At 61.4% G+C, this 18,852-nt stretch carries 10 protein-coding genes; 4 read left to right on the top strand and 6 right to left on the bottom strand.

Translation table 11 applies throughout. The features are described 5' to 3' along the window. Positions 1-7 precede the first annotated feature (7 nt). Genes ACODTY_RS15040 through ACODTY_RS15025 form a run of 4 tightly spaced genes read left to right on the top strand, consistent with a single transcriptional unit; the run spans position 8 to position 4,835 of the window. Positions 8-1,525, top strand: a complete 1,518-nt coding sequence (locus ACODTY_RS15040) for an ABC transporter ATP-binding protein (RefSeq protein WP_488995023.1) — start codon at positions 8-10, stop codon at positions 1,523-1,525. A gap of 45 nt (positions 1,526-1,570) precedes the next feature. After that, a complete protein-coding gene (locus ACODTY_RS15035) occupies positions 1,571-2,620 on the top strand; it encodes an ABC transporter permease (RefSeq protein ID WP_488995022.1) in 1,050 nt (349 codons plus the stop codon). Next, positions 2,620-3,561, top strand: coding sequence for an ABC transporter permease (locus ACODTY_RS15030; RefSeq protein ID WP_488995021.1), 942 nt, complete (start codon positions 2,620-2,622; stop codon positions 3,559-3,561). The genes ACODTY_RS15035 and ACODTY_RS15030 overlap by 1 nt, the downstream gene beginning before the upstream one ends. Next, entirely contained in the window at positions 3,558-4,835 is a 1,278-nt protein-coding gene (locus ACODTY_RS15025) for an amidohydrolase family protein (protein ID WP_488995020.1), read from the top strand. The genes ACODTY_RS15030 and ACODTY_RS15025 overlap by 4 nt, the downstream gene beginning before the upstream one ends. Before the next feature lie 504 nt (positions 4,836-5,339). Here ACODTY_RS15025 and ACODTY_RS15020 read toward each other — a convergent pair. From ACODTY_RS15020 to brxL, 6 genes are all read right to left on the bottom strand, one after another. Continuing rightward, on the bottom strand, positions 5,340-7,880 hold the full coding sequence (locus ACODTY_RS15020) for a DEAD/DEAH box helicase family protein (protein WP_309588360.1): 2,541 nt from the start codon (positions 7,878-7,880) through the stop codon (positions 5,340-5,342). Next, entirely contained in the window at positions 7,880-9,682 is a 1,803-nt protein-coding gene (locus ACODTY_RS15015; protein ID WP_309588358.1) for a phospholipase D-like domain-containing protein, read from the bottom strand. The genes ACODTY_RS15020 and ACODTY_RS15015 overlap by 1 nt, the downstream gene beginning before the upstream one ends. Positions 9,683-9,693: 11 nt before the next feature. Further along, on the bottom strand, positions 9,694-10,674 hold the full coding sequence (locus ACODTY_RS15010; protein ID WP_488995019.1) for a hypothetical protein: 981 nt from the start codon (positions 10,672-10,674) through the stop codon (positions 9,694-9,696). Between the two features lie 221 nt (positions 10,675-10,895). Next, positions 10,896-14,096, bottom strand: coding sequence for a UvrD-helicase domain-containing protein (locus ACODTY_RS15005; protein WP_488995018.1), 3,201 nt, complete (start codon positions 14,094-14,096; stop codon positions 10,896-10,898). Positions 14,097-14,098: 2 nt separating this feature from the next. After that, positions 14,099-16,456, bottom strand: coding sequence for a PD-(D/E)XK nuclease family protein (locus tag ACODTY_RS15000; protein WP_488995017.1), 2,358 nt, complete (start codon positions 16,454-16,456; stop codon positions 14,099-14,101). A gap of 313 nt (positions 16,457-16,769) precedes the next feature. Then, complete coding sequence (brxL, locus tag ACODTY_RS14995; RefSeq protein WP_309588352.1) at positions 16,770-18,851, bottom strand: BREX system Lon protease-like protein BrxL; 2,082 nt, start codon at positions 18,849-18,851, stop codon at positions 16,770-16,772. Position 18,852 lies beyond the last annotated feature (1 nt).

Below are 18,852 nucleotides of genomic sequence, written 5' to 3'. Positions count from 1 at the left end.
GCACCACATGAGCACGAACATTCCGGCGCTTCGTCTCACATCCATTACCAAGCGGTTTGGCCCGTTGACGGCGAACGATGCCATTTCGTTCGACGTCAACCAGGGCGAGGTGATCGCGCTCCTGGGTGAGAACGGCGCCGGCAAGACGACGCTGATGAACATCCTGTTTGGCCACTATGTCGCCGACGAAGGCGGCGTCGAGGTATTTGGCCAAACCCTGCCTCCGGGTGACCCCAAGGCGGCATTGGCGGCCGGTGTTGGCATGGTGCACCAGCATTTCACCCTGGCCGACAACATGACGGTGCTGGACAATATTGCTCTTGGCACCCAATCACTGTTTCGGCCCCGGCTGGACCGCGCGGCAGCGAAGGCAAAGATTGCCGGCCTGGCGCAGGATTTCGGCCTCTCAGTTAAGCCAGATGCGCTCGTTGCGGACCTGTCGGTTGGCGAACGGCAGCGCGTGGAAATCCTCAAGGCGCTCTACCGCGACGCCCGCGTGCTGATCCTCGACGAACCGACCGCCGTGCTCACGCCGACGGAAACGGATGCCCTTTTCAAGACGCTGAAGCTTCTGGTCGCAAAGGGGCTTTCGATCATCTTCATTTCGCACAAGCTGCACGAGGTCATGGCGGCCAGCGACCGTGTGCTGGTTCTTCGCGCAGGGAAACTCTCCGGGGAAAGACGAACCGTCGAAACAAACCGGCGCGAACTTGCCGAACTGATGGTCGGGCGCGAAATCACTCCGCCCGCTGTACCCGCAGTTCCGCTTGGGCCAGTGCTGTTTGAACTCTCAGGCGTGTCGACCGTGCGCCAGGCACATGGCACGCCTTTGAAACAGGCGAGCCTCATTTTGCACGGTGGGGAAATTACCGGCATTGCCGGCGTTTCCGGCAACGGGCAAGCAGCGCTCGCCGGTTTGGTGGCCGGAACGGAAACTCCTTCAGCCGGAACGGTCACGGTCAATGGCAATGCCATTTCCGGCTGGTCACCACGCGCAGCGCTCGCCGCCGGCATCGCACGCGTACCGGAAGATCGTCACTCTCAAGGGGCGGTCGCCGATATGAGCGTGATGGAAAATGTCATCGCCGAGCACTATCGCGATGCAAGATTTAGCCGCTCCGGCCTGCTGGACTGGGCAGCAGCGCGAAAGTTCACCCAGTCGATCATCGAAGACTACAACGTGAAATGCCCCTCGCCCGACGCACGCATCAGATTGCTGTCGGGAGGCAATATGCAAAAACTCATTCTCGGGCGTGCGCTCGATCCTGATCCGTCGGTGATCCTTGCCAACCAGCCATCGCGCGGACTTGACGTGGGCGCTGTTGCCTATGTCCACCAAAAGCTTCTGGAAGCGCGCTCGCGCGGCGCGGCAATCCTGCTGATATCGGAGGATCTTGAGGAGCTGCTGGCGCTTTCCGACAGGATCGTGGTGATCTCGGAGGGACATCTTTCGCGGCCATCGGCGCGCGGCGAACTGACCGTTCGCCAGATTGGCGAGATGATGGCTGGACACGAGGCGGCATGATGAATTTGACCCGAAGCTGGCGCTCTTCCTGCACAGGCAATCTGCATGCGGCTTGAACCCAAACCCGCAACCTCGCTGGCCGCATCGATCCTCTATCCGCTCGGCGCATTGCTGGCGACATTCGTCATTGCCGGGTTGCTGGTCATGGCAGCCGGCGCGAACCCGATTTCGGTGTTCGGGCTCGTTCTAAAGGGCGCGGCCGGATCACAATTCGCCATTCTCGAGACGTTGACGCGTGCGACACCCTTGATCTTCACCGGGCTGGCGGTGGCCGTCGCCTTCCGCGCCAAGCTGTGGAACATCGGGGCCGAGGCGCAGCTTTACATCGGCGCGACCGTCACCGTTATCCTCGGCACAGGCGCGTTGCCATTGCCTGCACCCATTCTCATCCCGTTGCTCATGCTCGCGGCCCTGCTGTGCGGGGCAGTTTTGCTGGCCGGTCCGGCCTGGCTGAAAATCCGCTTCGGCGTCGACGAGGTGGTGACCACGCTGCTTTTGAACTTCATCGTGCTGCTCTTCGTATCGATGCTGCTGGAAGGCGTGCTGAAAGACCCGATGAGCCTAGGCTGGCCGCAATCGGCCAAGGTGATAACCGAGGCGCAATTGCCGCGCATCATCACCGGCAAGCGGCTGCACTACGGTTTTGTCATCGCCGTCGCCTTGGCGATCGCGCTGTGGTTCGTGATGAAGAAGACGGTGCTTGGCTATGAGATGCGCGCGGTCGGCCACAATGCGGGAGCCGCCCGCTTCCTCGGCATGCCGGTGAACGGCATCGTGATGAAGACCGCGCTGCTTTCCGGCGGCATCGCGGCGCTTGGCGGCTTCTCCGAAGTCGCCGGCCTCAAAGGCAACCTGACCCTCGATCTGTCGCCGGGGTTTGGCTACACCGGCATCGTCGTCGCCATGCTCGCCATGCTCAATCCGATTGGCGTCATTTTCTCCGCGATCTTCGTTGCCGGCATATTCGTCGGCGCCGCCGCCATGAGCCGCGCCGCGGGCGTGCCGAGCTACATTGCCGACGTCATCGTCGCGACGTCGCTCTTGACGATGGTGACCGCAATCATGCTGTCGCGGTACAGGATAAGGTGGCGCTGATGGAAGCTCTCGAAATCCTGTTCACCGCCTCCTTCTGGGTCGCAGCCATTCGCATAGCCTCGCCGCTGATCTTCGCCACCATGGGTGAATTGATCTGCGAACGCGCCGGCGTCCTCAATCTCGGCATTGAAGGCATCATGACCGCCGGGGCCTTCGCCGGCTGGTTCACCGTCTATCTGGGCGGAGACCTGTGGACCGGCGTGCTGGTTGCGGCATTTGTCGGCATGTCGCTTGGCCTGCTTCATTCCGTTTTGACCGTGCCGCTCGGGCTATCGCAACACGTCGTCGGCATCGGCATCACGATGTTGGCGACCAGCCTGACCTACTATTTCTACCGGCTTGCCCTGCCGGAAGTGACATCGCCGCCCAAGATCGTGCCGTTCGAGCCTTGGGCGATCCCCGGTCTTTCCAAGCTGCCTATCGTCGGCGAAGCCCTGTTTACCCAGACACCGCTGACATATCTGGCCTTTGCTTCGGTCGTTGTTGTCGCATGGGTGCTTTACCGCACGCCGCTCGGGCTGGCGGTGCGCGCGGTAGGCGAGAATCCGTCTGCTGTCGAGGCGCAGGGCATTTCTGTGACGGCGATCCGCACGGGCGCGGTGATGGCCGGCAGCGCGCTGATGGCGATAGGGGGCGCGTTCCTCACCATGTCCGCCTTCAACTCGTTTTTCTTCAACATGATCAACGGCCGCGGCTGGGTCTGCATCGCGCTGGTGGTGTTCGGTTCGTGGCGGCCGGGCAAGGCGCTGATCGGCGCGATCCTGTTCGCGGCTTTCGACGCCTACCAGATCCGGCTGCAGCAGCTTTCCGGCGGTATAGTTCCCTACCAGATATTCCTGATGCTGCCTTATGCGCTGTCCATACTGGCGCTGATTGTCGTTGCCCGCCGAGCAACCTATCCAAAGGCGCTGATGATTCCCTACCAGAAGGGTGAAAGATGAGCTTCGACCTGATCGTCAAATCCGCAACGCTTACCGACGGGCGCGTTGTCGACATCGGTGTGAACGGCGACAAGATCGCCGCGATCGAACAGGGGATCGACGCGCAAGCGGCAAGGACGATCGATGCCACGGGAAATCTCGTTTCCTCTCCATTTGTCGATCCGCATTTCCATATGGACGCGACGCTGTCCTACGGCATACCGCGCATCAATGCGTCCGGCACATTGCTCGAAGGCATCGCGCTGTGGGGAGAACTGAAGCCATTGCTTACGCATGAGGCAGTGAAGCAGCGCGCGCTTTCCTATTGCGACTGGGCCGTATCGATGGGTCTGCTCGCCATCCGCACCCATGTCGATGTCTGCGACGACCGCCTGCTGGCGGTTGAAGCCCTGCTTGAAGTGAAGAAGGAGGTCGCGCCTTACATCGATCTGCAACTGGTCGCCTTCCCCCAGGACGGCCTCTACCGCTCGCCCACTGCTCGCCAGAACACACTGCGGGCGCTCGACCTTGGCGTCGATATCGTCGGTGGCATTCCGCATTTCGAGCGCACCATGGAAGACGGACGCAAATCCGTGACCGAGCTTTGCCAGATCGCCGCAGAGCGCGGCTTGATGGTCGACATGCATTGCGACGAGACCGACGATCCGGAATCTCGGCATATCGAGCAGTTGGCCTATGAAACGCAGCGGCTCGGCCTGCAGGGACGAGCTGCGGGTTCACACCTGACGTCGATGCACTCGATGGACAACTACTACGTGTCCAAGCTGCTGCCGTTGATCGCAGAAGCCGATCTGTCGGTGATTCCGAACCCCCTTATCAACATCATGCTGCAGGGTCGGCACGACACTTATCCGAAACGCCGCGGCATGACGCGCGTTCCGGAAATGCTGAAATACGGCATCCGCGTCGGCTGGGGACAGGATTGCGTGCTGGACCCCTGGTATTCGCTCGGCACCGCCGACATGCTCGACGTCGCCTTCATGGGCCTGCATGTGGCACAGATGTCGTCGCCGGCGGATATGCGCCACTGCTTCGACATGGTGACCAAGGGCAACGCCGAGATCATGGGCCTCGATCATCTTGGAATCGAGGTCGGCAAGACGGCATCTCTCGTGATCCTAGATGCGGGTGATCCGATCGAGGCGCTCCGCTTGCGCGCCGAACGGCTGTGCGTCGTCGCCCGCGGCAAGGTGGTAGCAGAGCGGCCACGCCGAGACACCGCGCTATCCATCAAGGGCCGGCCGGCAAGCGTCAACCGCCGGCACAAGATCTGATCTTGTCCCGATAGTGCGAGGGCAGGGCTGCATTCCCGGCAAGATAGCCAGCAATATCAGCCCCCTAACTACGTAAGCAAATACTGACAATATGCGGCTGGCTGCCACTGCAGAACGCACCAGCGCATCTTCCGCTGCCCTCACGACCGTCGCCGACGCCCTGTCTGAAGCCCACTTCAAGGTAGCCACAAACGCAAAAACGCCCCAGCGGGTTACCGTCTGGGGCGTTTTGATGTTCGAAAATATTGGTTGCGGGGGCTGGATCTAATCTTCACTTGTTGCCCGAGCAAGTAAAGATGGTTGCGGGGACCGGCATCGATCACAACTTGCAATCGACGCCGGTAAAGATGGTTGCGGGAGGCTGCAACCACCATTACTTGCGACCTACTAACATCCATTTTCCTATCAACGCCAAATCCAACTCGGGGAGAATGGTTGCTAAAAATAGCAGCTTTCATTCCGTCCTATTCCGAACAGCAGCGTGAGTATCGGTTACACTACAATTCAACCGCCACGTCTTCCCGGCGAAAAATCCGGCACTGCGCGCCGAACGCGGTCAGCGCAGGTTCGTTTGTCATCTGTCACCTCTGACCGACCTGGAACGGGACGTAGGACATCGCCATGCAACTGCGCCCTCAGTTCCAGCCAACGCGCCTTGAGAACCTGCCAGTTGTGATCGTCGTATGTGCCACTGACGACAACAGGGTGAACCCGAATGCGGGGCGGGAGACCATCACCATGATCCCTCCATTTCCGCCATTCGCGAAGCCAAAGACTGTTCTTGCGATCCACACGCCCAATCTGCTGCTCGACAATGCCGGGATTCCACTCCGCGTGCAGTAGAATCACTGTGCGACAGGCCTCATGCAGATTCAGGCCCTCACGCCCGACGCGGGATTGCGCGAGGAGCACCATCGGCCAACTGGACGACCGGTTGAATGCAGATTGCAGCATACGCCGCGTTTGCGGTGCGGTTGCGCCTGACATCATCCTGGCGAAGTTGCCCTCGCGCCCGGAATAATCGTTCAGCCAGGCATCCAGCCGGGCTTTCTGCGTATCGTTGTTCTCTGCTTCATCATCCCCGGCAAGCTCCATGAGCAGTTTTTCGAACAGCCCGAGCATTTCCCGCCCCGTCCAGGAAGCGCCCGCAACTTCCCGCCTGCCACCAAGTGCCTCGAGCAATGCCCCGAATTGAAGGTCTTGTTTGCCGTCCTCATGGCGCAGAATCTCTGACAGAAATGCGGCAGCTCCTCCCTCCAGCGCAAGGTCTTCCAACTCCCGATGAAGCCGTGCGAGTTCAGCCCGGCGCTCGCTCGCCCACTCCTGATAGCGGGTTTTCAACATCACATCGATTTCGTCGACCCCACCCGACACCGCAAGATCAGGATCCCTCATCGCCGCAATGACGGCTGCTATATTGCTTTCCCCGATCCCACTGGCAGGCCAGTGCTGTCCGTCTCGCAAACGACGCAGCATCTCACGCGCGTCCAGCAGTCTGGTCAGCACATTCATCGGCGTCAGGAACCTGCCGAAGACGAGCACTTTCTCGCCGGCCCGTGTATAGGCCTCGATTTGTCTCACAGCCGCCAGGATCGCAGGGTGGCTATAGATGTCGTTGCTCTCAGCGGTGAAAGCTTCCGTCCAAAACCCCGCCGGACCAACGAGGTTTGCATCTGTCATGCCTGAAGGGCTGTCTTCCTCATCCTCTCCAAAGCCGAACCCATACCCCTGGGCAACGGCGAGCCTGACCCGTTTCACACGCGGATCATCCTGAGGGAGTAACGACAGCGCCTCAGCCGCACAAAAGCGGCGCAACCAGTCACGGGTAAAACCGTCTGCCTCCGGTGAAACCGGGATATCGGTGACCTCACGATAATCACCATGACTGTCTTTGAAGACGCAGAATTCGGGGTCACTTCGTTTGTCCCGGCGCAGGACGTGTGGTCGCAATGCTGCGTAGAACTGCCGGGCGGAGGTCTCGAATTCCCCGGTCAGCGTCTCGTCCAGTTCTTCGGTTTGAATCCGACGAACAACATCCACATAGCCGGTGATCCATTCCGTCAGCTCTGCGAGCGCAGTAATATCCTGATCGTCATCGCGACCATTGAGTCGCTCCAGCGTGTCGATCCACTGGCTGGAGTCCAGCTCGACCGGGGTTGCGGTCATGCCCAGACGAAAAGGATCATCCGCTTCCCAGCTTACCGGGCCGAGAATGCGCGAAAGGCTTGAATCTGCGCCGCGCGCCTTGTGGGCTTCGTCAACGACTATGAGATCAAACTGACCCAGGCCATAGCCGATCAGCGGCAGGATCCTGTTCTTGTAATCGTCCGCCGAAAGCCATTTCTGATCGCCGTTAATGGCATCGCGCGGCAGTTCGTGGTCCAGAATCGTTTGGGCAATGTGCCGCGCCGCACGGCGACTGGCATATACATAGCCCACCTCACCCGAATGGAAATTTTCGCGCATGAAGTTGCGCCGTCGGCCGTCAATCAGGCGGGCGACGTTGGGTAAGAGTTCCCGGCGCCAGCCTCCAGCGGGGCCTTCTCCACGATTGGGAAACTGCATGTTCGCGAAGGAATGAGAGATCATTATGATCTCTTCGGCGGCCCAGCCGTTCTCCGGCAACTCACGCTGCTTGCGGCGATCCGAAAGCCACTCCTTATGGCTGTGTAACCGTCTTGCGCTCCCCTCCGCATCGGTATCGTGCAAGAAACCGGAGATGAAACCATCATAGCTGCGCAGCGGCAGCAATGTCTTGTCGTCGGCGTTGAACCGTTTCAGTTCCTGTTGCCATTGTGCCCCAAGGCCCGCGGGCAGAACAATGGCGCTGCGCCCGCCCGCCTCCCACACCGCTGCGATCAGCGCCGCCGCAATGCGGGTCTTGCCCATACCCACCTCATCAGCCAGCAGGGCCGAGCGTTGGCCCGCCCGGATACGGCACGCTAGTTCTGTGACACTCGCCTTCTGGCCATGATCTAGCAGGGTATCATCAGACGTCCCTGCGATACGATCCAGAATGCTCGCGACCTCGTTCCAGTCCACCATCACGCGGCCTCCCGTTCCCAGAGCGATGGGTAAGCGCTGAGCTCCCACGCGACGGACACTGCCAAAAGCGCATCTCTCAATAGGTCTGGCGAAACCTCTTCCGGGCGCATACGCGGATCTGCCAGAGCAGGCAGAGGATTTGCCCTGGCGTTCCGGAAGAACTCGAGCATCGTTTTTTCGCGAGACGCGATAGCGCAAAGGTTCTGTTGCAACTCCCGACACCACCTTTGCCAGTCCCGCGGGTCCAACCTTGCCTGTGTCTCACAAAGACGCACCAGAAGTTCCATCATCCTGCGAATGGGATAGGCAGCTGGCGGAGCTTCGGTGGTATCTGAGGCGTCGGTGAGCGGCTCTTCGCCTTCCTCACCCTCATCTTCGCTGTCAGCATCACCTGGCTCGGGAAATGAGCCAAGGCTGGCAAGGATATCTTCGACCGACATATCGGAGGGGCGAGCGACAACAAGTGCTTCGGAAGAAATGACAGGCAGCCGCCAGCCGCCCTCCGCGAGTGTCACAATCGCTGGAGCCGGTGCAGGCCATGGACAAGGTGTCTGGGCCTGAGCCGCATCGACACCAATCACCATCACCGATTTGTCTTCGGGGGCCGAGAGCACCCCGTCTTGCCATATAAGCCACGCAACTGGCGGCTGGGTTTCTGGCTCATCGGGGCGCACAAAGCCTTCCCCTTGCTGCAGGGCCTCGGGCGTCACCACATCAGTGAACTGGATCGGCAAAACAGCGGCGATACCGTTCCGCGTGTCTCTGCGTCGCGGCCATTTCAGTCCTCCCGGCAGATCGACGATCACACCTGCCTCAAGGTTTCCCCCGGCGCTTGCGGCACGCTCAAACCCGTTCATGCTCAGATTGCCGGATCCAAGATAAGCCCGTCCCGAGGCCTCGGTCTCGCCCGACGCCAGCACCACAAATTTTGCATGCAGGCACCCATCAGTTCCATGCAAGACAGAGCGCGGAGGGCGCAAGTTCCAGCCTGCGTCAATCAAGGCACCGGCCCGGGCAGCAAGCCCCTGACAGGAGGACGGGTTGAGAAACAGGTCGAGAGCCGCTGTTTTCGTCAGGGATTTCTCCTGCACCAATGCGCGGCGCAGTCGCTCTGGCAGGCCAGCAGCACCATCGCCGTCGCTCTCGAAATAGCCAGACCCGAGGATGAGACGGTCGGCCTTCTTTTTGGTACCCAGGCGCTCGATCACCTGAGGAAACAGCGCCTGATTGCGGCTGTCGATGAAGCGGGGACGCGCGGATGACCTGGGCAAGGCTGTGATCGCGGCCTCCAGCAGGGCGTCTGGCCGGTGCCCGTCAAAACTGCGTTCGATCAGGGCGCAATCTGCCCGCTCGCGCAGCCATCCAAACATCTCATGCGCAGCGCGGATATCGGCAATGTCCTGTGCGTCAGGCACAGCAGAGTCCAGATCGATCAACCAGAACAGGTCGATGCTGCGAGTAAGCGGATCCTGTGTCCAGTTCCCCGTGCTGACAGCGAGGCGAATGACATAGCCATCTCCGCCGCGCTTGCGAAAACCCAGAAGCGCCACCTTGGCATGGAGAAGGTTGTAGCCGCGTCCCACGAGGCGCATCCACATCCAGGCAAGTCCCGGAACGTCCGAGATCGCATTCACTGTTGGATGGATGAAGGCGGCCAGCACCGGGCGCGCCATCTCGCCTGTGAATGTTCGGCGGATCTGCCCCAGGACCTGCCGCGTCGCGGTGAAGCCGCACATAAGGCCAAAGTCGCCATAACAATCTTCGGGCGGCATGAAGAGGGAGTAGAGCGTCGTGTTCTGCATCAGACGGCCTCCTATCCCGCGTCACGGCTGCCCGGGTTCACCTTTCCGGACAGCTCCGTCACCAGACAATGAAGATTGTGCAGCCGGAAAAGCTGCGGCGCGAAGGCCTCGTCCTGAGGGGGCCGATTCTCGTCCTGGGTCTCCGAGCTGCCCCGCAACTCGCCCGCAGCCGGCCCGAGAACAATGTGGCCTTCGCACTGAAAAATTACGGTAGAATCGCGCGCGGCCAGCCTCTGGATCAGCTGCTGATCGGACAGATTTCGGATTTCCGCGATAAATCTGCGGCTAGTCTCCTCATTGCCCTGATCGACAAGCGCGCCTTTTGCCGAGGCCAGATCGCGCAATTGTTTCAGCGGCTCGGCGGCGACTTCGGCTGCCTCCGCTTCTGACAGGCGCACAGGCTGATTATCGTCGCGAAGCTTCAGCAAGTGCTGTTCCAACTGGTCCAACACCGACAACGCAGCATCGCGCAGATCCATAAAAGCCGCTCCTGCGCGCAAATCCGACCAATGATCCGGCGCCAGCCCCGCCAATGCGGTTTCCTGATCCAAATGCGCGGAGCTGGGGCCAGTGCCGAGGCGCGCCAGGGCCCGGCGCCGGGTCGAGCCGGGATCATTTCCGTCGAGCAATCGGGCAAGGATCAGTTTACGCACCGCTTCCGGGACAGCCCCAACCGGGGAAAGCACTGTCAGGGCCTCCTTCAGGCCATGTGGCTGCCTGCCATGCGCCCAGGCACCAAGCAAACGGCGCGGTTCTTTCATCGCATTCAGCTCCAACAGCTCTCTTCCAGCGCTATGTATGCGGAACGCGCCGTAGCGGCTGCCCTGCACGAACCCGAGTGCGACCAGAGGCTGCACCATCGCCATGCGGATCGGCTGAACCACATAAGTTCCGCGACGCCTGAGATTGTGGAAACTGCTATCCTTCAAGCCCTGCATCTTCCGCGCCCCTCGCACGCGGCGATCCTGCGGACCCGCGATGACTTCAAGCATGACACGCGCTTCGACCGCGTTGCCGACAGGCAGTGCCGGCACACCAAGTTCCTCGGCGATAGAGATCGCCAGAACCGACCAAAGGATGGGCATGGGAAACCACATGCCGCCGATTCCGGGGACCGCCCGATCATTGAAATGACGAACCGCCGCCGCAAGCCCGAGGTTCTGCTGGCGCCGTTGCGAAACCACGGTATCGGGCGCAAGTATTCCCCAGGGCATCAGTTAACTCTGGCCTGTGCGAAAGCTCCCGCCGACGCGCCCTCATCTGCCAGTTCCAGCCAACCGTGATCGACCCAGAACACCGCCACGCCCTGCAGCGGATGCTGCGGGTATAGTCCGGCCAACAGTCCAGCATAGCTGGAAAGCTGTGGCCAATAGGGGCCAAACCCGTCACCGCCGCCGCCGGATTTATGGTCGATCAGCATCGCGCCTGCCGGGCCGATGGCGAGAAGGTCGAGGGCTCCGGGGATCTCTGCACCCTCGGGCGTGTGGCCAAGCACCGGAATCTCGGCGCGCAGGTCCGTATAGCCCTGATCGGCAAGCCAGGCTTTCAGCGCCGTGGCGCGCTCGGCCACTAGCGCAAGAGTGGCGTCGTCAAGCCCGGTCGCGAGAGCCAAAGTCGGGGCCAGATCGGGCCGGGTCAGGTATGTGCGCAGCGCCAGATGCAGTGCTGTGCCGCGGTAGGCATCGTTCAGTGCCTTTGGCCAGGGTGCTCCGATGTTGATACGGCGGGACACGGGCGGCACCCCCGCACTACGGGTTTGCGAGGGCTGCAGCCGCCAGGGTGTCAGCGGTGTCACGGGCAACGGCGCAGCGGCACCGAATCGCAGCGCTGAGGCTGCCGCACCGCCTGCGTACTCGGTAAATCCCGCCTCTTCAGGCAGTTGCGTGATCAGCGCCGGGCAATCCACGCCATTGATGCGCAGGCTGCCCGCCCCGATCTGCGGCGCGCAAGTATCGGACAGGATATGAAACAGGTTCGTAGCCTCGGGCGCGTCTTCTTCGCGGTCCTTCAGAAAACCCGGCCATTCCAGCACCATCCGGTCACGGGCACGGGTCAGGGCGACATAGAGAAGGTTTTTCGCATTGGTTTCAAAATCGGCGCGGCGGTCTTCGATGAAACGGCGGGTCGCCTCGGGCGCGGCAAAGCCGGGCGTGTGGATCAGGCTCGCGGACCCCAGCACCACCGCCATATCGTCGATGCGGTCCAGGGCATCGAAACGGGTCGCAGTGGCCCCCGCACGTTCCTCAATGCCATAGTCGAACTCGGCGACGACAGTGATCGGCCATTCCCGCCCTTTGGAGGCGTGCCAGGTGACGATCTCCACCGCCTCGGCGCTGTTGGCGGAAGGATCGGGATGACGGTCGAAATCGCGCTCGCTCCCACGGGCGTCGAGCCAGCCGAGAAATATCTTGGCAGTCTCGCCGTGGAACCCCGAGGCGGATTTGAGATCGCGATGCGCGGCTTCGAACTCACCCGCCTCAGCCTCTAGCCGCAAAAGATCGGCACGGGATTGGGCGGCGTCAGGCTGACGTTCCGCCCAGAGGCGCAGGCCGGCGGCATCCAACACCAGATCAAGGGCCGCACCCACCGGCAGGCGGGCCAAAAGGTTCGACAGAGCGGCGAGCCGCATCAGCACCGGGTCATCCACCAACCGCCCTTCCATTTGGGCGGATAGCGCCTCCTGCAAGGGCAGCGGGTCCGCGCCAAGCGTGCGCAAGAGCAGCCCGGCATGGATATCCGCCGGATTGGCGGCAAAGGCCAGCGCGGCGCGGGCGGCAACAATCACCGGGCTTTTCGCCCAGCCATCCTCAGCGATCCGCACCGGAACGCCGCGCGCGCGCAATTCCTCGGCATAGCGGGCGGCGGTGGTGTGGCGGCAGACCAAGAGCGCGATATCCGAAGGCCGCGCCGGCCGGGCGGCCTTCGTGTTGCGGTCGGTGATGGTCTCAGTATCAGTCAGGATACGGGCGATGCGCTCGGCGATGTGTTCTGGGGGCTGCGAATACTTTTGTGAGCGCCGTCCCTGCGTAGCGTTCAGAACCTCGATCGCGGGACCTGCGACCGCATCGCGGGTCGGCGCCAGCGGGTTATAGCCCTGCCCAAAGAGGCCAGCCCCCATCGCATTGACGAATTGCATGATGGCTGGGGTCGAGCGCCAGTTGCGGTCCAAAGGCTGGGTCGCATCGGGGTTTGCCGCCGCCAGCGCTATGGATAGGCGCGGATCGGCGCCCTGAAACCCCATGATCGACTGTTTGACATCGCCCACCAGCAGTGTACGCGGCGCGTGCTGGCCCAACTGCCACAAAAGCGCGAATTGCACAGGGTTGGTATCCTGGAATTCGTCGATGATGACGCAGTCGATCTCGTCCAGCACCGCTTGCCGCACGGCGAGGTCGGTGCGGAGCAGGTGCTCAGCCCCGGTGATCATATCAGCAAAGTCGATCAGGCCGAGCGCCTTCTTGCGGGTCTCATAGGCCGCCATCACCTCTTGCGCGCAGGCGATCAGGCAGGACAGGTGCAGCTTAGCATCGGCCAGCGGGCCGGGATGGCAGGGCAGCACATCCGCCGCCGCCATGATCGCCGTGGCAAGGTCGTCATATCCCGCAGGCGTCTTGCTGGAGCGGTTAGAGATGAACAGGCTGCGCAGATCGTTCCAGACCTGCCAATCCCGATCCAGAAGATCGGGCGCGCGATCAACACGTTTGAAAAGCGCGAGGTTTTTCTCCAGCTTCTCGACATTGGTTTTGGCGGTGATCCCGGCCATGCCTCCCTCGGGAAAGGCTGCGATCATGACCTGCACGGCCGTCTGCAACGCGGTGGTCGCGGCGATAGGGTCATCCAGAACCGGCCCGTAAACCGTATCCAGCCGCGTCAGTGCCGGAGCGATCAGGCCAGCGTCACGCCCCTTGTCCCCAAGGCCGCGCAAGAGGTCGATCATCGATAGCACCCGGGCGCGCAAACTGTCTTCGACCGTCTCGCCCTTCACGAAGTTCGGGGCGTAACCGAACCGCTCGGGCGCGGCCTTGATCGGGTCCAGCGCCTTGGCATGTGCCAGTGCCTGACGGATCAGCAGATCCCGCTCGGCATCGCCCAGATGGCGCGGCTGCGGCGAGGCGCCAGCCGCCAGAGCATGTTCGGTCAAAAGCCGCAGGCCCAGTCCATGTATGGTCGAGACATAGGCGCGCTCGACCGCCATCGCCTCGGCGACCAGTCCATCGGCCAGAAGGCCGGCACGGATCCTTTCGCGCAACTCGCCAGCCGCGGCCTCGGTAAAGGTGACGGCAAGGATACGTTCGGGCCGGACAATGCCGCGTTTCACCCAATCGGACAGCTGGGTCTTGATGCGGTGGGTCTTGCCCGCGCCGGCACCCGCGGGAACGATGACCAGACCTTGATCTGCATTGACGGGGGCCATGGTCATTCCTCCTCGAGCGTGCGGATGAAGGCGGTGACCAGGGCCGAGCCATCGGTCAGCGCATATGGGGTGAAGCCGGCTTCTTTCTTGAAGAAGGCCGCATCCTCAGAGGTGTTCAGCACGACCCGTCCTGCACCAAGTTCGGCCAAGCGTTCCGCCAGCTTGGCTACCGCCCCGGCATTCACCGCATCGCCCATGTCGCGGGCGGGCGAGCCCTCGGGCAAGACCAAACCCGAAGTCAGCAGCCCGCCATCATTCATCAGGTGATAGGCGACCGCCACCTTGCGGCCGATCAGCGGGTCCATGCCATCACCCTCGCGCCGCATGGGCCGCGCTATCATATCGGCGTAAAGCCCTGCCTGCAGATCCCAGCCCGCCTCCATCCGCTGCCGTCGGCCCTTGGTGCCGCTTTTCTTGTGATCGATGATCAAGAGCGCACCATCAGGCAGTTCAAGGATCGCGTCGGCCTTGCCATGCAGATTGATGCCATGCGCCTCACCGGCCAGCCAGATTTCATTGCCGATGATCTTGGCATTGAGCGCCAGCAAATGGTCGCGCCAGCGCAGGGCCGCCGCCATGATCTCACGCTCCAAACCGTGGCGCTCCATCTCCCATGACGGGCTGCGCAGATAGCCCGCGTGACGGGTGAGCGCACGGTCATAGGCCTCGGCGATCAGTTCTGCCAGCGCCTCGGTTTCCGGGAACGGCTGATCCTTCAGGAAGACATGCTCAAAGACATCATGGGCGATATTGCCCCTTGCCATCACGTCGAGTTCTTCGGTCGACCAAGACATATCCTCGGCCCCAACCTCGGCCAGAAGCCAGGCGAGCGGGCTGACAAGCAGCGTCTCGAGCCGTGAGGGCGATTGCGGTTTGGCGGTGCCGTCATCGCGCCGACGAAGGGACAGAAGGTCATGCCCCGGGAAAGCAAGCTCCTCAGGCAATTCCGCGGGTTCCGGCACCGGCCTCAGATGGTGATACGCAATCGGCCATTCCGCAGGACTCTGACGCGACAGATCGGTGATCAGATCGCTGGCATCCTCAACGCCCGCCACCGCCCGTGCCACCAGCGACAACCCGGCCGAAGGTTGCAAGCGCCCGCCCGCCAGATCGCGCCATGGGATGAGGAAGGTGACGCTGCCGGAAACCGCCTGAAGCTGTTGATCAAGTAACGCGAGGCTTTGCGCCAGCCCCTCGGCCCGACCGCGAAGGTGAACGCCGGTTCCCGCGTGTATCGCAGCGATCTCGCTGTCAAGAAACAGCGGATTGGCACGCGGGCGAGTCGGGTAAAGCCCGTCGGTGAAATCGCTGACGATCAGATGGCGGCATGGGCGCCACGGGCTTTCATGCGCGGACCAGAGACTGACGCCTTCAAGATTGCGGTCGGGGTCCGCAACCATGGGCGGCGCGACCTGAATGCCACGCAGGATTATCTCCCAATCCGGCGTGCCTTCGCCGGGGGGGACAGTCAGCCGCGCGCGGACCTGATCGCCTTTTCCGATCCGCTCGCAGATCCGGTCCAGCAGGAATCGCAGCTGCGGCAAGCTGCCGGCCGAGGCGCGGATATCGTCCCACAGTTCCTTATGTGCGGGCGTGTCCGTGAGGATGGCGCCTCGGAAATCGCCACCCATGAGGCTTTCGGCAAGATCGCGCCCGGTCTGTGCCGCCCAGGGCATCAAGGGAGAAAGCGCGAGGCTCGCCAAGACCATAGCCGGAGTTGGCGGTCGCTTGGCCAGCGCCAGATGTAGCGCGGTCTCGCCAATGACATCTCGCTCGGGTAATTGGCCCGGAAGGCCCGAGAGCGGCACTCCCTGGGCTGAGAAAGCGCGCGCGATCTGGCGCAGATCATCGCCCGACAGCACGGCGATTTCACGGGCCGAAACGCCGGACTCAATCAGCGCCCGGGCTTGGGCGGCGGCGAAATCGGCGCAGGCGGCGGGATCGCGCAGACCATAGAACGCGAGGCTGTCATCCAGAACCCCGGCCTCGATATCCTGCGCTGAAACACCGCCCTGCAGCGCGTGCAGGCGGCTGCCGATTGCGGCCCGGGGCGTATAGGCGCTTGCGGGAACAGTGCCGAACTCGTCCCGCAACCGGGCAAAAAGCGCCTGCAGCGCCGCAGGAGCTAGAGGATCCAGCGAACCTTCAACCACCGGCAACGAGCCCAGGAACGACCCATGCGGCAGGGCCAGCACATGGGAAATCGGTGCCAGCCCCTCTGGCAGCGCATCCCCCAACCTTTGCCACAACGCGACCAGCGCCAAGAGATGCCGCTTGGCGCGGCTGTCTGGCAGGTGATCGACGTTCGGCACCTTCAGATCCGGCGTGGCCAGCACAAGATCCGTCAGCGCGGCGGTCACCGCCGAGATCGTCTCGACAGGCGCATTGGCAAGACTTTCGGCCCAGACCGGGTCAGGCGCCTCGGCAATGGCACGCCCCGGCGCCCATTCGGCAGAAATGGGGGCAAGGGACAATTCGGCAAGACCGGTATCGGTCAGGCGGTATTGCAGGCCGGAGCGCGGATCAGTGACGAGGAAGGGGTAGTGCATGAATGGCCTGCAATCTGCGGATCAGGAAAACTGTAACGAGGATGAGGGCTTGGGCATCGAGGTCGACTTCTTGCTTCCCGCCGAGCGCGTAGCCGAACCTGCACCGTCAACACGGTCGACGAAGCTAAAGGTTCTCGACATAAGTCACGTAGAAACCACGGACCATCCGGTGCTCCTGCATCCGTTCTCCCAGCGAGAAACCGTTCATCTTGCGAGGCGTTGGCTGGAAAATATCCAATCCGCGATCCAGAACCATCTTCCAGCCGGTATCCGTCGTGATGTCGCGTGCATGGAGAGTGCCGCTCCCATCAAAGGCCCATGTGAAATCGACACCCGTGCCTGTGCAGGCTTCAGCAATCCCATCCAGGCACTCTCGCTGCTCCTGGATGTTCCCATCGTCCGGAGCCGTGACAAGATGCACAGCGATCTGATCTTCAGGCTGTTTGCGCCGGATTAGCATCTCGATCAGTTCCATCACGTTGCGCGCCTGATGGAACTTCCGGATATAGGGGTCTGTGATGATAATCCGCGTCGCACCATCCGTCCAAGGACCAAAGATCTTGTCGAAACTGATGCCCTTGCGGTTTTCTGTGAAAACGACATGTCCGGGAGTTGGGGGTGAGTGCGGGGCAGCGGCAACGGCAGGTGCTGCGGAAGCAGCCACCGTTGAGACCGGCTCTGCCGGTACCAACCCAATCTCTTGTTGATTCATACCTTCACTACCATCGTCGGTTGATCGACGGTGGTAGAACTGGGGGAACTCCTCTTCCTCCAGCGTGGCGACGGCGCGCTTTGCGCCATCCGATGCGATGTAATGGAAATCTGCTGCCTCAAAGGTGCTGTCGATCCGCAGGAGCTGATCCTTCACCCGCTTTCGGCATTCAATCGCAAAGCGCAGCAGTTCTTCAACTTCGGCTTCTGTCTCGCCTCCATTCGGGAAGATCAGCTTCAGCAGACCTGACATGGTCTTGTTGATCGCCGCACGGTCCCGGATATGGGTCTGAACCGGAATAGTGAAATAGCGATCTGGCCGGTGTGAGAAATCCTCAGCACGCAGATGGCGCAGGATTTCGGCGAGATAGTCGACAATGAACCCATAGCCAGATGTGAACATCTCACCCCGGATGATGTCGACCTCCCATCCAGGCAGATAGGCGTGCAATCGATCGATAAAGGCGCTGTCGTGGAACTGCGGCGGCAAAGCTTCGAAGAGGTCGGTATTTTTCAGCATCCAAGGCACGTTATGGTCCGTGTTGCCGACAAAGGCGAAGCTGGCCTCGGCGCCCATCGGATTTACACCACGAGAAAACTGCTTGTTCGCCATGTAGTTCTTCATGATATCGACAAGCGCCTTGTTGGCCGTCTTCTCGCGGCCGGCAAATTCGTCAAAGGCCACGACATCCCAAAAGCCGACCAATCCGATCCGGCCATTGGAATTGTTCACGAAAAGCTTGGGAACCGTGATTTCACCGCCCGAGATCAGCTGACCATGTGGTGAAAACTCGGAATAGATATGAGATTTTCCCGTCCCCTTGGGACCAAGCTCGATGAGGTTGTAGTTACGCTCAACAAATGGCACCAGGCGCAACAGTTGCAAAAGCTTTGACCTGCGCCCGAACAGTGACGGATCAAAGCCGATGCTCTGCATCAGCAGATCGATCCATTCCTCGGTGGTGAACTTGTCCCGCGTCTCGCGATAGCCGTCATAGTCCACACGGGCGATCTGGATCGGTTTCAACGTGTCGATGATCCAGGGGGAGATCCGGCTGTCTTCCGAAAATTCGTACTGCACATCGGCGATGCACCAAATACCCGTAACCAGCAGTTTCGGGTGCGCCTTTACCGTGGCGCTGTCGATGGCAACCCGCTTGATACCGAGGTTTTCAAAGACCGCCTCATAGGCATCGGTCTTTTCATTCAGCGCCACGCTAACCTGATCGATGACCTTGTAGCGGCCACGCTCCTTGATCGTTGATTGTACCAACCCCGCTTCGGAACGATGGACGTAGTGCTTGCGCAGGATGTCCTTGACCGTTTCAATGCCTGTCGCAATCGAGGCTTCGTCATCGGTCGCGCAATACTGGCCGAGAAGGTATTCGAGCACATAAGTGGGGACAATGGCGTTCCCCTTCACGGCCTTCACCAGGTCCTTACGGACCACGAAACCGGCAAAATGCTCATTGATCTTGTCATCAAGGGTCGACATC

This window comes from Mesorhizobium sp. FG116, assembly GCF_057809835.1.
This window is presented reverse-complemented; position numbering and strand designations above follow the sequence as displayed.

What these genes read in the sequence shown, in the direction of transcription:
- ACODTY_RS15040 (WP_488995023.1), top strand. Translation starts at nt 8, where the DNA reads ATGAGCACGAACATTCCGGCGCTTCGTCTCACATCCATTACCAAGCGG.
- ACODTY_RS15035 (WP_488995022.1), top strand. Translation starts at nt 1,571, where the DNA reads ATGCGGCTTGAACCCAAACCCGCAACCTCGCTGGCCGCATCGATCCTC.
- ACODTY_RS15030 (WP_488995021.1), top strand. Translation starts at nt 2,620, where the DNA reads ATGGAAGCTCTCGAAATCCTGTTCACCGCCTCCTTCTGGGTCGCAGCC.
- ACODTY_RS15025 (WP_488995020.1), top strand. Translation starts at nt 3,558, where the DNA reads ATGAGCTTCGACCTGATCGTCAAATCCGCAACGCTTACCGACGGGCGC.
- ACODTY_RS15020 (WP_309588360.1), bottom strand. Translation starts at nt 7,880, where the DNA reads ATGGTGGACTGGAACGAGGTCGCGAGCATTCTGGATCGTATCGCAGGG.
- ACODTY_RS15015 (WP_309588358.1), bottom strand. Translation starts at nt 9,682, where the DNA reads ATGCAGAACACGACGCTCTACTCCCTCTTCATGCCGCCCGAAGATTGT.
- ACODTY_RS15010 (WP_488995019.1), bottom strand. Translation starts at nt 10,674, where the DNA reads ATGCTTGAAGTCATCGCGGGTCCGCAGGATCGCCGCGTGCGAGGGGCG.
- ACODTY_RS15005 (WP_488995018.1), bottom strand. Translation starts at nt 14,096, where the DNA reads ATGGCCCCCGTCAATGCAGATCAAGGTCTGGTCATCGTTCCCGCGGGT.
- brxL (WP_309588352.1), bottom strand. Translation starts at nt 18,851, where the DNA reads ATGTCGACCCTTGATGACAAGATCAATGAGCATTTTGCCGGTTTCGTG.